The following is a 13,535-nucleotide window of genomic DNA, read 5'->3' as shown; positions in this document are numbered from 1 at the left end:
ACTTACTCTTGGGTAAATATGTATAAGCGGCTAGATGCCGCTTTTATTGTTTTACTCACCACAACCTTAGTTACGATAATGCTGGCGATAGTTTTCAACCCACAGTTTGGTGGCCCCGCAAACTGCAACCGGCATTACAATTAAATTCACTAGCGGAATTGCGGTTAATATAAATGCGGCAAAACCAAAGCCATACGACAAACTTTGCTGCTGTTTTAAATGCCGTTTCATGTCATTAAAGGCAACTTTATGGTTATCAAACGGATAGTCGTTGTACTGTATACAGAGCATCCAGCAAGTAAACAAGACCCATAAAATTTGACCAATCACAGGCAACAGCCACAGTAGTAAGAAAAAGCCGATGGCACGCGGCAAGTAGTAGCATAACTTAGTCCATTCGCGGCCCAGCATGCGAGGCACGTCTTTCATCACGTCAACAAAACCATCATCGTTGACCTTTTGTCCGGTAAGATGCAATTCCACTTTTTCCGACAATAAGCCGTTAAACGGTGCCGCAATAAAATTGGTGATTACCGTAAAAATCATACTGTAAGAAAACAGCACGACCAGCACTGCTAATGGCCACATCAACCACTCTAGCCATGACAGCCAATCTGGCAACATACCAGTGAGATAAGCTATCCCTTGGGTAAGCCAATCGTACAAGAAAAACAATGAGCTACCAAACAACAAAAAGTTTATCAGCAGCGGAATAAAAACAAAGCGCTTGAGTCCTTTTTGGCTGATGAGTGAAAACCCAGCAAAAAAGTACTCCATACCTTGAGTGAGTTGCAAAAGACACCTCGTGTAATTAAAACTCTGACACTTTACTATACCTGATGTTGTGAGGTATTTTGCATAGATTGCGTAACAAAGTATGTGCTTGCTGTAAAATTGAGCAAAACATTCTGTTTTCAAGTGAAGAAACTACTCGTTTGCATGAAAATTATTGTCTAAAATAACAACATCACTGGCTTGAGTTGTCTTGTTAACAGGCTACAATGGCCGCCAATTTCCCGTCATCTGGGTCTGCTTATGTCTGATTTTTTTGCCATTATTATTCTTATTATGCTGAGTGCGTTGTTTGCCATGTCTGAAATTGCCATAGCCGCATCGCGCAAAATTAAATTAAAAATTTTAATGGATGAGGGCAAGTCTAAAGCAGAAGCAGTATTGGCTTTACAAGAGAAGCCAGGGGCGTTTTTTGCCATGATCCAGATATCGCTCAACGCCATTGCAATTTTAGGCGGTATTTTAGGTGAGCAAGCACTTACTGCCACGATAACTGAGTACGTACATTCAGTGTATACGGGGCCATGGGCTGAGCAAATTGGCTTTGTGCTGTCATTTTTACTCATTACTTCGGTATTTATCTTATTTGCCGATTTACTACCTAAGCGAATTGCAATGATCATTCCCGAAGCCGTCGCGATGCGTGTGGTGGGGATTATGAATGCAGTGACGTTTGCGTTTACCCCTATGGTGGCGTTTTTCAATGGGGTAACCAATGTGGTGATCCGTATGTTGGGACTGCCTGCGGAGCGTCAGGACAACGTCACTGCAGAAGAAATTGTTGCTATGGTCGATGCGGGTGCCGAAAGCGGATCACTGCAAGCGCAAGAATATCATTTGATTGGTAACGTGTTTGAGCTGGAAACGCGTACGCTACCGACTGCGATGACGACCCGTGAAAGCATAGTATATTTCGATATTAACGATGATTCCGACACCATCACAGCGAAAATCATGCAAGATCCGCACAATCATTTCTTGGTCTGTGATGGTGCGCTCGACAAGCTGGTGGGTTATGTAGAGTCGAAGCAGATCCTCAAGCAATTATTGCGCGGTAACCGAGTACAGCTCAACGAAGAAATACTCGAAAAAGAGCTATTTTACTTGCCAGAAACCCTCACTTTATCTGAGGCATTAAATGCCTTCCGCCACGCGACTAGTCAGTTTGCTGTGGTGGTAAACGAATATGCGCTGGTGGTGGGGATTATCACAGTAAAAGATTTGATGACTAGCTTTATGGGTGATTTAGCCCCACATAGTTGGGAAGAACAAATTGTCGCACGCGATGCTAACTCATGGTTGGTGGATGGCAGTACGCCGATAGTTGATTTATGTCGTGTATTAGAGCTCGAAGATATTCCCGACCCAAGCCAATACGAGACGGTGGCGGGCTTTCTGATCTATCGTCTTAAGCGTTTACCTAAACGTGCTGATTTTATTGTGTATGCCGGTTTTAAGTTTGAAGCAATTGATATTGAAGGGGTCCGCGTTGAGCAGCTGTTGGTTTCGAGAGTTGAGTCAAGCCAACTGAGTGAGAATAATCTTGAAATTAAATCTTGAGATCTTTTGATCTAGGTCATACACTGAGTTTAAGGGGCAGGTTGTTTGTCCCTGACGTTGTGGAGAAGTTATGCGGTTCGCACAGTGGTTTGTTACAGTCAGTTTTGCTTTTGTGCTATTTAGTTTGGCACACAGCGGTGCTGCGCATGCCAGTATAGAACCCCCTCAGTTTGACCTACAATGTTACTCCATCGTTTTAGACGACTCGCATGATGACGACGACGATGCCGTCATCAATGCCCATGCGTTTACCTTCGCAGCTTCGTTAAGCGAACAAAAAGGTACTGCGGTTGTCGTTTTAAACGCGCTTAATGTATTTTCTTTTACCGCCAGAGCGCCACCTGTAGCTTGATTAACCCAAAATTTTTTGTGCGTTGATTTATGCTTTTATTACAGGTGACTTATGACTATTTATCATACCTTTGCTACTCGCGCGGTAGCTACAATACCACAATTTAACCACAGTCTTGATGAAGCCGCTTTGGTGTCACTAGACAGTCCCGCTTCGCAAGCGATGCACGCATTTCATATTGTGCCCCCACAACTTATCGATGTAGACACTAGCGTTGATGAAGCAATTATGGTGCTCGACAAAACCCATAATCGCACCAGCTTTGTCGTCGATAAACTCAATAATATGCTCGGGGTTATTTCTAAAGCACGGCTCAAAAGCAGCTATGTTTTGAAAGTCGCGGCCAAAATCGGCGTTAATCGTAAAGACCTTTCAGTTGGCGACATTATGGTTAAGCTCGATAAGCTTAATAGTGTCAGTGAATTTGCCATTCGCAGTGCCCGTGTTGGTGATGTGTTAAAAACGTTAGAAAGTGAAGGGCATGAGCATTTATTGGTGGTAAACCATACTCCAGAACGTGTTGTCGGCTATTTTGATTTGATTGATATGGCGCATATGATTGGCCGACCATTGAGCCAGATAAAGCTGGCTAAGTCCTTTGGCGAAATTGTTGATTCGCTTTGGCATCATAACGAAATTTAAGCAGTTTCTTTTTGCTTGAATTGCAGTCTGTAATTTGAGTGAAATGATTATCCAAAAGTAATGAAAATTCAGGCGCTTACAAGCGCCTTTTTCGTACCTGAAGGAATCTGTTTGTGATGATGATTTTTTGCCGTTACAATAAGAATAACTTGTTGGACTGAACTTGCGCTTTTCCGTCTAATGCGCGAACTTTAATCCGCGTAGTCCACGCTTTTTAAATACTGATAAGGAACCTTAATGACCAACACCTCCTCTTCTGAGCAAGCTCTAGCTTGTTACAACGTGCGTCACTGGAGCCAAGGCTTTTTTGGCATCAATGAGCAGGGAGAGGTTACAGCAATGCCAAATTTGGCACATCCAGAACACGCTGTAACTTTGGTGAGTATCGCCGAAAAAATTAAATCACAAGGCTATAGTCTGCCGGCGCTAGTACGTTTCCCGCAGATCTTAGAACAACGCGTAAATAACATTTGTAATGCGTTTAATCAGGCTCTTCAAACTTATGAATACCCAGAAGACTACTTGCTTGTTTACCCAATTAAAGTAAACCAGCAACGTGAAGTTATCGAAGGTATCATTGCTAGCCAATCCGCTGCTGAGAAAAAGCAGTTAGGTTTGGAAGCTGGTAGTAAAGCTGAGCTATTAACCGTATTGGCACTGGCTGAACAAACTTCAGCGGTGATCGTTTGTAATGGTTACAAAGACAAAGAGTACATCCGTTTAGCCTTGCTTGGCGAAAAATTGGGTCATCAGGTTTATATCGTTTTAGAAAAACGTTCAGAATTGGACGTGGTACTAGAAGAAGCCAAATCGTTAAACGTTAAACCGCGTTTAGGTTTACGTGTACGCCTTGCATCACAAGGTAAAGGTAAATGGCAAGCCAGTGGTGGCGAGAAATCTAAGTTTGGTTTGTCAGCGTCGCAAGTATTGAACGTTATCGACAAGCTTAAAGCGGCAGATATGCTTGATGCGCTTCAGCTAGTGCATTTCCATTTAGGTTCACAAATGGCCAACATCCGTGACGTGCGGGTTGGTGTGGGCGAAGCGGCACGTTTTTACTGTGAGTTACGTCGTTTAGGTGCAGACCTGAAATGTTTAGACGTAGGTGGTGGTCTTGCGGTTGACTATGATGGTACACGTAGCCAATCACATAACTCAATGAACTACAGCTTAGCTGAGTACGCGAATAACATCGTATACACCATAGGTGATACCTGTCAGCAGTACGAGCAGCCAATGCCACGTATTATTTCTGAATCAGGTCGTGCTTTAACCGCGCACCACGCGGTACTTATTACCGATGTTATCGGTACAGAAAGCTACACGCCAGAAACGATTTCTGAGCCAGACGAAGAAGCACCACGTTTACTACACAACATGTGGGAATCTTGGTTGGCACTTGATAAGCAAAGTGATGACCGTGCGCTGATTGAGATTTACCACGATACGCAAAGTGACTTGGCCGAAGCGCACAGTCATTTCGCCATGGGTATTTTGTCTTTAGAGCAACGTGCTTGGGCAGAGCAAATGAACCTGCGCGTGTGTTTTGAACTACAACACCGCATGGATAACAAAAACCGTTTCCACCGCCCAATTATTGATGAGTTAAGTGCAAAACTGGCAGATAAGTTCTTTATCAACTTCTCTTTGTTCCAGTCATTGCCAGATGCTTGGGGTATCGAACAGGTATTCCCAGTATTGCCACTGAGTGGGTTAACTGAAGCGCCACAGCGTCGTGCGGTATTGCTAGACATCACTTGTGACTCAGACGGTACAGTTGAGCATTATGTTGATGGTCAAGGTATTGAGATGACTCTACCTGTGCCTGAGTTCCGTGAAGATCACCCGTACCTAATGGGCTTCTTCCTAGTTGGCGCATACCAAGAAATCTTGGGCGACATGCACAACTTGTTTGGTGATACGCACAGTGTGCTGGCTTTTGTTGAAGACAACGGTGAACTCACGCTTGGCGATATCCATGAAGGTGACACAGTGGCGGATATGATGCGTTACGTACACCTTGATGTGGAAGAATTTAAACAACGCTACGCGCTTTTGGTGAAAAATAAACTGCCAGAGCAAGAGCAAGCTCAAAGTCTAGCCGAGCTAGAAATGGGCATCGAAGGTTACACTTACTTGGAAGATGTATAAGCCATGAAGCCACTATTTGATCATCCAGATCATTCTTTGTATTCAAACGGTATGACGTTTTTACGTCAGCCTATGGTGCGTGATATCAACAACATCGAAACAGATGTTGTGGTACTTGGGTTACCGTTCGACATGGCGACTTCTGGTCGTCCTGGCGCGCGTTTAGGCCCAGATGCTATCCGCCGTGCATCGACCAATCTAGCGTGGGAAGATAAAAAGTTCCCATGGAAGTTCAGTTTGTTTGACCGTATCAGCGTAAGCGATGCCGGTGATTTTACTTACCCATGTGGTAATGCTGAATACTTCACCGCTAAACTGGAAGAAGCGGCCGACAAGTTATTAGCTCAAGGCAAAGCGATTCTAAGTTTAGGTGGCGATCACTTTGTGACCTTACCTTTACTACGTGCGCACCATAAGCACCACGGTAAAATGGCACTTGTACACTTTGATGCGCATACTGACACCTACAGCAATGGTTCAAGTTACGACCACGGCACCATGTTCTACCATGCGCCAAAAGAAGGCATCATTAGCGTTGAGCATTCTATTCAGATTGGTATTCGTACGGAATACACTGAAGAAGGCCATGGCTTTGCGGTGATCAACGGTATGGAAGGCAACGACCTCACTGGCGCTGAAATTGCTGAGCAGATCAAAGCGCGTGTTGGTGACTTACCCGTTTACCTGACCTTTGATATTGACTGTCTAGACCCAGCTTTTGCACCGGGTACAGGCACGCCAGTATGTGGTGGTTTGACTAGCGACAAAGTACTGAAGATTTTACGTGCTTTGCAAGGCATTAACCTAATTGGTATGGACGTAGTAGAAGTATCGCCTGCGTATGACCAAAGCGAGTTAACCAGCATTGCTGCGGCAACGATTGCGCACGAAGTACTGCACTTATGGGCAATCAAGCATAAGCCTGAATAAGCCTACGCAGTAAAGCGCTGAACAATAATGCCAGTCTAAGACTGGCATTGTTGTTTTTGGCGCCGAATATTCTCTTTGCTATACCTTGTTACAAATTCCCCGCTTGAGTTGCTATTTTGTCGTTCCTGTTTGGTTAAATTTCCCTCTACACTGAATACGCAGCGCAAATATACCCATTTCACCTTAATGCGCGCAGCGCTTATGTCTGAGGTGAGGAATAAAAAGTAGGAACAACTATGACAAGAATAAATTGCCTTCTATTTACTGTGATCTTAATGGTGATGGCCGTGTCCTCGCCGTATGTGGCTGCGAAAACAGAGGTTCCACAGGTTTATCGCTTCGTGTCTAACGAAACAGCCTATGAAGCCAATGCCTATTTGCTAAAAACCAACCAAGGTTGGTTGCTGTTCGATAGTTTGATGTTAAAAAGCGATGTAGAACCTATTATCGCCACCATTAAAGCAAGTAAGTTGCCACTACTAGGCATTTTTATTACTCATCCCCATGTTGACCATTTTGCTGGTGTTGCCCCGATAGTTGCCGCACTGGGAGAGGTGCCGGTGTACGCTACCGCGAAAACACGAACAGATCTCATCGCAGAACATCAAAACGCGATTAAAGCCGGTTGGCTAGAGGTTTTTGGTGAGGATTATGAACGCACACTGGTTGCGCCAAATAAGGAGCTAAAAGATGGCGAATTATTAGAAATTGCCGGTATTAGCGTCAAAGTCATTGAGCTGGGTGCAGGCGAGGCGGCAAATCATACGCTATTTATTGTTCCGCAGTTACAGCAAGCATTTAGTGGCGATGCATTGGTTGCTTCATATGCTATCTATGTAGGTGAAGGGCGCTCGGCTGAGTTGTTAGCACTTTACGACAAGGTGCAACCTTTGTTGCAAGCAGTCAAACTGGTGCGACCCGGTCATGGTGGGGCGATGGAGCCTGGGCGGATAGTAGAAAGTAATCGCCAGCAAGTGGTGATGATGCGTGAAGCTGCGCAGCACGTGTTAGCACAGCAAACCCAAACGCCAGACAGTGCGCCACCCAATAGTGTATTACAGCGCCAATTGACACAGCAAATCGTAACTAAGCTAAATGCTATTTCTAGTTACGGCATGCCGTTGCCACAACTCATTGGCGGTTACAATAGTGCGGGCCTGCTGAATGAAATCAGCAAAGCGAATGAGCTCAGAAAAAAGTCGGATGTGAGGCAATAGTATCAGACTATACGACTACGGTAACTTGACCGATTAAGATAGCGCCCCATACTTAATAGTACAGTAGTTAATCACTAGGGTCGCGATGGAAGAGTTGCATCTATTACGCCACGAAGTCGCTCTGCTCACGCGTAAGCTAGCCCGTGAGCAGGCTGGGCGACAACATGCGGAACAGTTGTTGGAATCCAAAGCACGAGAATTATATGAGCTAAATCAGCAGCTGAGTGAGGCATTACACTCACTTAAGCAGCATGAGATCCAACTTGTGCAGCAAGAAAAGCTCGCGTCAATTGGTCAATTGGCGGCTGGTGTGGCACATGAGATTAACACCCCAGCAGGTTATGCGATGTGTAATCTTGAGATGTTGCAACAGTACTTGCAGGACTTAGTTGCCTATCAAAATGCCCTTGCAGAGCAGTCGAATTGTGACAAAGAACAGTTAACTGCCTTGCAGGAGCAATTCCATGTTTACAGTATTACCCAAGATTTACCAGAGCTGCTGACCGAAACCCAAGAAGGTATGCAGCGTATTGCGACCATTGTTAGAGAGTTACGCTCCTTTGCGCGCCAAGGGGGCGATGATAAACAATGGATGGTGCTAGATGAATTGCTTGAAGAAGCACTTCATTTGACCGCCAGCCAAATCAAATATCATGTGCAATTGGTGACTAACTTTAATTGCAAGCAGCCCTTCTTTTGTGCCCCCAGCAAACTTAGCCAAGTGTTTGTCAATTTAATCGTCAATGCTGGTCAAGCAATGAAAGGCGAAGGCGTTTTGACAATTGAGAGTGAAGAAGATGAGCATAGTGTAACGCTGCGTTTTATTGATACGGGTGTGGGGATTGCTGCGGAAAATCTGCTGAAAATTTTCGACCCATTCTTCACCACTAAACCCATAGGGCAGGGTACAGGTTTAGGTTTATCGATTTCTCAAGACATTGTTCGACAACACAATGGGCAAATGAGTGTGAGCAGTAAATTAGGCGTGGGTACCGTATTTACAATTTGTTTGCCTAAACATGAGGCCGATAAGGCTGAGGGGGAATAATGAAAGGGCATATCTTTAATCTACTAGAAGATTTTATCATTGATGTTGCTGGCGACGAGAAACTGTTTGAGATATTTGACCGTTGCAGTTTCGACACCAGTAAAAGTTTTGTTCGCACAGAAAATTACCCCGACGCGCAACTAATAGAAATTGTCACACACGCAGTGGCGGTGTTATGCATTGACGTGCCGACAGCACAGTTTGCCTTTGGTAAATGGCTATACCCTAGGCTAATTAAATTGCTGCCCGCAGAATTTACTGATTTTTCCCATCCCGCACCGGTGCTTTATAAACTTGATGAACTCCATAAGGTAGAGCTGAAAAAACTCTATCCCGATGCTATCCCCCCAGCTTTTGACTATGTGGTAAAAGACCCGACTCACGCAGAATTGATTTATTGCTCGCCAAGACGGATGTTTGATTTAGTCGCTGGGGTGTTACAGGGTATGGCAGAGCATTATGGCGTGGCGATTGAATGTCACATCACTAGAGGCTGGCAAAATGATCCTGACAAAGCGCAATTTGCGCTGACTTACGATAAGCCCCAAAGTGTCATTTAAGATGTGTGTTGCGCTATTGTGCTAAGTACAATAGCCTTCGCAAAGGAAAGTCCCTGTAACTACACAAAATGAAATATTTTTGTTGCAAAGTTGTATTAACTTGCTGACCTAGCTACATTTAATAGACGCATTGCGCGTATAAAAAAGCCGGTATGGGGTTGCTTATTATGGGGCGCTTTTCTTCTTTTGCGGTAGTGGGAATAATCCTCTTATCGCCTTACGTGCGTGCAGAACAATCGCCTTCGTTATTTGAGCTGTCATTAGACGAGCTACTGGCGACCAGCGTTGAAACCGCAAGTAAATATCTTGAGCCTGTGACTGAATCTCCAGCTGTTAGTACTGTGATCAGTAGGGAAGAGATCAATGGATTTGGTGCCAATAACCTGTTTGAAGTACTTGAGCGGGTAGTGGGTGTCTATATGACAGGGTCGAGTTTCTTTGCGCAGAATGTGATGTCTATACGCGGGGATTTGTTAGGCCATTACGATAATCATATTCTGATGCTCTTGAATGGTCGGCCAATCCGCGAGTCCTACGCAGGTGGGGTTAATTTCGCCGTCTATACAGCATTGCCCCTAGGCATTATAGAGCGTATCGAAGTCATTCGTGGCCCTGGGTCGGCACTTTATGGCACCAATGCTTATTCTGGTGTGGTGAATATCATTACCAGAGAGACAGAGCAACAGACTATTGCTGCGACGGTCGGTAGTTTTGATACTCAAGCGCTAGAATGGGTTGGTGGTATAAAAACCGAGCGGCTAGGTGCCAATTGGGGTGTTAAGCACTTTCAGGAACAAGGTTGGCGGTTCAATGCCAAAGATAACAATGGGCTTAACGGGTCAATGGACGCACAAGAGCGCGATCTTGGCGTATTCTTCGATGGGCATTATGATGATTTTCGCCTGAACTTCTTGTACCTCGATAGTCGGCAAAATTTTATGGGGGCTGCGGCAGACTGGAGTGGCCAGCCTCCTGTGGATGAGCGCACTATGGATTCAACGCGCTGGTTTATTGATTTCAGTCATGACGTCAAGCTCAATGAGGAATGGCAGCTGCAAAGTCACCTTAGCTGGGCAAACATGGAGTTTGATCATTACAATTATTTAGCCAAATCAACCGATACTAATTTAGAAGTGACTGCGTTTTGGCGACCATCAGCGCAGTGGCATTGGCTATTTGGCGCGACAGCATGGCAGCAAGAGGTCGGCTCAGAAGCCGGACTGACCGCAGCGCCAGTGCCGGACTTTTCCGCCACTTGGTATAGCGCCTATTCACAGCTGGATTTTAAACCCACGCCAGATTTGAAGTTAGTGGCGGGGCTGCAATGGAATAAAGCTGACAACCTTAGTAGTGATATGGTTTCGCGCTTAGGCGTCACTTATCAACTCACCGATAAAGTCGGCGTGAAACTAATGCACGCGCAAGCGTATCGTGCCGCATTTGGCGTGGAAACGGGCTTTTCACTGATCTTAACCAATCCTGATGGGTCTGTGCGCGGAGGTTTACGCGGTAATCCAAATTTATTACCAGAGAAAATTATCACTACAGATATGCAATTGTTTTATCATGCGAAGTTCTTACAACTTTCAGCCACTGTGTTTCGTAGTGATTTAACGGATTTAGTCACTCGGCAGCGTGCACCAGACAATGTGATAGATTTCGTTAATCGAGGCGAATTAGAAATCCGTGGTTGGGAGCTAGAAAGCAAATACAATGTCGCTGAAAACTGGCATTTTACTGCCAGTTACAGTTACCAACATAATCACGCTAACGGGGTTGAAAACTTTACCACTGTACCTAACCATCTATTTAAGATTGGTGCAATTTATCAATCCCAAAATGGCTTTAGTGCGGGGTTGTACCTCAATGATGTTAGTGCAGCCACGGATATTGCAGTGCAAAACCCAGCACGCAATGCTTACAACCCAAATGCGGACGCCTACCAACAACTGAGCTTAAAACTAAGCTTAGATTTAGGTCATTTTTGGTCACATCTCAAGGATTACCGTTTAAGTCTATATGGCTATAACCTGCTAGATGAAGATGTTTATCAACCTGACTTTATCGGTAAAAGAATAAACACGCTGCCAGCAAGAGCTGGCCGCAGTGGTTACTTAAATCTAACGGTAAGGTTTTAGCAGATATTCAACTACAAGGGCAGAGTCACTTTTAGCTACTGCTGCCCTTCGCCCATCATAGCTGCAAGGCGCTGCTGTAGCTCTTGTTCGCTCAATTCTTCCATATGTGTGCTTATCGTCCAGAGATGGCCGAAGGGATCTTGCAACGTGCCTGAGCGGTCTCCGTAAAATTGGTCAACAACGGGGCGCAGTTCTTTTGCACCCGCTGCAAGTGCAGTGGCAAAAACCGTATCGACATTGTCGACGTAGCACATCAAAGAAACAGGTGTGCCGCCTAATTCATGTGGGCTTTTGAAGTTTATATCGTCACAGCCGTCTGAGAGCATCAAATGTGAATTGCCAATCAGTAGCTCAGCGTGCGCGACCTTGCCATCTGGGGTATCCATCTTCAATTTCAACGTAGCGCCAAATGCCGTTTGGTAAAATGAAATAGCCTCATTGGCACCAGCAACGACCAAATAAGGGGTTAAGCTGTGGTAACCAGCAGGAATAGCGGGAACACTCATGGTACTTTCCTCAATTATTATGCAAAGTGCTATAACTGTAGTTTAAAGCTGAGAAATCGCCATGGCTGCTGTCACTAAAATAGCTAACCGTGAGCTGTGCTCAGCTCAGCTCAGCCTCAAGCCAAGCTCGCCATGCCTCTGGTGCGCCGTAAAATGTGCTAAGCGCAACAGCCTGAGATTGTTGATGTTTAGTTTGTAATAGGCTTGGATAACCTTGTAATAAATGGCGCGACATCAATGCCTTGGTCGTGGTTAAGGCCTCCGGCAAGATATTACGTGCGTTTGCCATGGCATGTTGCCAATCAGCTGCGTTTACGCCAAGTTGGGCTGCCAGTGATGCGAGTGTATTGTTATCACTGACATCTAGCCCTAATTGATAATGGCCACGTTGAATGGCGTGCAGCATCAGCTCTGCATTTAAGCCCAACTGAGGTGCGGCAATAATCGCCTGACAGGTTAGCTGAGAGTCCATGATAATGGGTTTGTCCGCTTGTAAACGTGCTAAATAAGACGCACCAAATTCTTGCCCAGTTAGCATGGCAATACGTTGATCCGCCGCAATTATATGGGCCCGATACGCTGTGGGGAGCGCTTGGCGCGTAAACATCCCAGCAGGATGAAAATTCAGTTTAATCTGATGCTGGTGGCAATGTTCAACCAAAACTTCAATAAGGGGACTGGCGCCGAAGCACCAACCGCACAATGGGTCAAAAATATAGTCGTAACTTACCATTGCATTTCACCTGTGTGGACTTTAGCACCGATTTCCAGCGCCATTGGGAGCACTGCGCTTGGGTAGAGCTGCTGCATCTTATCGATCAACTCGGTACTTTGCACACTTGCCGCCTTTGCTGCGCTAAAGGCTTTTAAATAATTGAGACTGTAGTGAATGGCCGTTGCGTCCATCGCCGAATTTGGCTTCATATGGCCTGGCACCACCAGTTTAGGATTAAGTGCGAGCATTGCTTCGAGCTGTGCTTGCCATGCTTGTTGGGCGGCATCGGATTGCGCATCTGCCATCCATAAATGCACGTCAGCATAGACAGCCACATTACCAACAATAGCTTGATTGCTAGGTAGCCATAAATATGGACGATGATTAAATTGACCTTGGGTAGCTTTGATTTCAATCCGCTCACCTTCCAGCATTAAGATATCAGTATTGATGACATCGGGTACAAGGCCGCTCTGTGGGCCATTTGCGCCAAGCTTTGGCCCCCAAAATGCTAGCTTGCCAGCAAGCTTAGTGGCGATGGTGTGCTTTACTGCAGGAGTGGTAATGATATTCACCGCAGGGAATAATTGCCGCAAGGTGGCAGCGCCGAAATAATAGTCAGGATCGGCTTGGCTGATAAAAATGGTTTTTAGGTTTTTACCTGAGTCTAATATTTTTGCCGCAATGCGTAGCGCATCAGCTTGGGTAAAACCACTGTCAATTAGGATGGCATCTTTATCGCCACTGATGATACTGGCGGTGACATAAAAGCTGTTGCCATCACCGTGGTACACGTCAATGTTAAGGGGTTTAGCAAACAAACTGAAACTAGCAATTGCTAGTAAAGTAGGTGCTACCCAGTGCGTAAATACTCTCATTATTACCTCAATCTAGTTAAAAATAGCGTGAAACGGTGTGCCAACT

Annotated in this window: 13 protein-coding genes; 9 read left to right on the top strand and 4 right to left on the bottom strand. The window is 45.3% G+C overall.

The features are described 5' to 3' along the window. Positions 1-66: 66 nt before the first annotated feature. On the bottom strand, positions 67-795 hold the full coding sequence (gene cysZ / locus ACFOEE_RS04280) for a sulfate transporter CysZ (protein WP_377121275.1): 729 nt from the start codon (positions 793-795) through the stop codon (positions 67-69). A gap of 240 nt (positions 796-1,035) precedes the next feature. On the opposite strand from cysZ, the gene ACFOEE_RS04275 reads away from it, so the two are divergent. The 9 genes from ACFOEE_RS04275 to ACFOEE_RS04235 all read left to right on the top strand — a co-directional run bounded on the left by ACFOEE_RS04275 (position 1,036) and on the right by ACFOEE_RS04235 (position 11,390). Beyond that, positions 1,036-2,352, top strand: a complete 1,317-nt coding sequence (locus tag ACFOEE_RS04275) for a hemolysin family protein (protein ID WP_377121273.1) — start codon at positions 1,036-1,038, stop codon at positions 2,350-2,352. A 70-nt stretch (positions 2,353-2,422) separates the two neighbouring features. Beyond that, positions 2,423-2,704 carry a hypothetical protein gene (locus ACFOEE_RS04270; protein ID WP_377121271.1) on the top strand — a complete coding sequence of 94 codons (282 nt, stop codon included), beginning with the start codon at positions 2,423-2,425 and terminating at the stop codon, positions 2,702-2,704. A gap of 51 nt (positions 2,705-2,755) precedes the next feature. Then, complete coding sequence (locus ACFOEE_RS04265) at positions 2,756-3,346, top strand: CBS domain-containing protein (protein ID WP_377121269.1); 591 nt, start codon at positions 2,756-2,758, stop codon at positions 3,344-3,346. Between the two features lie 237 nt (positions 3,347-3,583). Next, positions 3,584-5,497, top strand: coding sequence for a biosynthetic arginine decarboxylase (gene speA, locus ACFOEE_RS04260; RefSeq protein ID WP_377121267.1), 1,914 nt, complete (start codon positions 3,584-3,586; stop codon positions 5,495-5,497). 3 nt (positions 5,498-5,500) lie between these two features. Then, entirely contained in the window at positions 5,501-6,427 is a 927-nt protein-coding gene (gene speB / locus ACFOEE_RS04255; protein WP_377121265.1) for an agmatinase, read from the top strand. A gap of 236 nt (positions 6,428-6,663) precedes the next feature. Beyond that, a complete protein-coding gene (locus ACFOEE_RS04250; RefSeq protein WP_377121262.1) occupies positions 6,664-7,644 on the top strand; it encodes an MBL fold metallo-hydrolase in 981 nt (326 codons plus the stop codon). Between the two features lie 85 nt (positions 7,645-7,729). Beyond that, entirely contained in the window at positions 7,730-8,692 is a 963-nt protein-coding gene (locus ACFOEE_RS04245) for a sensor histidine kinase (RefSeq protein WP_377121260.1), read from the top strand. Continuing rightward, complete coding sequence (locus ACFOEE_RS04240) at positions 8,692-9,252, top strand: heme NO-binding domain-containing protein (protein WP_377121258.1); 561 nt, start codon at positions 8,692-8,694, stop codon at positions 9,250-9,252. The genes ACFOEE_RS04245 and ACFOEE_RS04240 overlap by 1 nt, the downstream gene beginning before the upstream one ends. Before the next feature lie 167 nt (positions 9,253-9,419). Beyond that, positions 9,420-11,390 (top strand): TonB-dependent receptor plug domain-containing protein, encoded by a 1,971-nt coding sequence (locus ACFOEE_RS04235; protein ID WP_377121256.1) that lies wholly within the window; start codon positions 9,420-9,422, stop codon positions 11,388-11,390. 35 nt (positions 11,391-11,425) lie between these two features. Here ACFOEE_RS04235 and ACFOEE_RS04230 read toward each other — a convergent pair whose 3' ends face one another. From ACFOEE_RS04230 to ACFOEE_RS04220, 3 genes are all read right to left on the bottom strand, one after another. After that, on the bottom strand, positions 11,426-11,896 hold the full coding sequence (locus ACFOEE_RS04230) for a VOC family protein (protein ID WP_377121254.1): 471 nt from the start codon (positions 11,894-11,896) through the stop codon (positions 11,426-11,428). Between the two features lie 100 nt (positions 11,897-11,996). After that, on the bottom strand, positions 11,997-12,629 hold the full coding sequence (locus tag ACFOEE_RS04225) for a DsbA family protein (RefSeq protein WP_377121252.1): 633 nt from the start codon (positions 12,627-12,629) through the stop codon (positions 11,997-11,999). Further along, on the bottom strand, positions 12,623-13,489 hold the full coding sequence (locus tag ACFOEE_RS04220) for an MBL fold metallo-hydrolase (protein ID WP_377121250.1): 867 nt from the start codon (positions 13,487-13,489) through the stop codon (positions 12,623-12,625). The genes ACFOEE_RS04225 and ACFOEE_RS04220 overlap by 7 nt, the downstream gene beginning before the upstream one ends. Positions 13,490-13,535 lie beyond the last annotated feature (46 nt).

The organism is Pseudoalteromonas fenneropenaei (assembly GCF_042643375.1).
Taxonomy (GTDB): Bacteria; Pseudomonadota; Gammaproteobacteria; order Enterobacterales; family Alteromonadaceae; genus Pseudoalteromonas; species Pseudoalteromonas fenneropenaei.
Note: the sequence above shows the minus strand (reverse complement) of the source record. Positions and strands in the feature narration are given on the sequence as shown.

What these genes read in the sequence shown, in the direction of transcription:
- ACFOEE_RS04275 (WP_377121273.1), top strand. Translation starts at nt 1,036, where the DNA reads ATGTCTGATTTTTTTGCCATTATTATTCTTATTATGCTGAGTGCGTTG.
- ACFOEE_RS04270 (WP_377121271.1), top strand. Translation starts at nt 2,423, where the DNA reads ATGCGGTTCGCACAGTGGTTTGTTACAGTCAGTTTTGCTTTTGTGCTA.
- ACFOEE_RS04265 (WP_377121269.1), top strand. Translation starts at nt 2,756, where the DNA reads ATGACTATTTATCATACCTTTGCTACTCGCGCGGTAGCTACAATACCA.
- speA (WP_377121267.1), top strand. Translation starts at nt 3,584, where the DNA reads ATGACCAACACCTCCTCTTCTGAGCAAGCTCTAGCTTGTTACAACGTG.
- speB (WP_377121265.1), top strand. Translation starts at nt 5,501, where the DNA reads ATGAAGCCACTATTTGATCATCCAGATCATTCTTTGTATTCAAACGGT.
- ACFOEE_RS04250 (WP_377121262.1), top strand. Translation starts at nt 6,664, where the DNA reads ATGACAAGAATAAATTGCCTTCTATTTACTGTGATCTTAATGGTGATG.
- ACFOEE_RS04245 (WP_377121260.1), top strand. Translation starts at nt 7,730, where the DNA reads ATGGAAGAGTTGCATCTATTACGCCACGAAGTCGCTCTGCTCACGCGT.
- ACFOEE_RS04240 (WP_377121258.1), top strand. Translation starts at nt 8,692, where the DNA reads ATGAAAGGGCATATCTTTAATCTACTAGAAGATTTTATCATTGATGTT.
- ACFOEE_RS04235 (WP_377121256.1), top strand. Translation starts at nt 9,420, where the DNA reads ATGGGGCGCTTTTCTTCTTTTGCGGTAGTGGGAATAATCCTCTTATCG.
- ACFOEE_RS04230 (WP_377121254.1), bottom strand. Translation starts at nt 11,896, where the DNA reads ATGAGTGTTCCCGCTATTCCTGCTGGTTACCACAGCTTAACCCCTTAT.
- ACFOEE_RS04225 (WP_377121252.1), bottom strand. Translation starts at nt 12,629, where the DNA reads ATGGTAAGTTACGACTATATTTTTGACCCATTGTGCGGTTGGTGCTTC.
- ACFOEE_RS04220 (WP_377121250.1), bottom strand. Translation starts at nt 13,489, where the DNA reads ATGAGAGTATTTACGCACTGGGTAGCACCTACTTTACTAGCAATTGCT.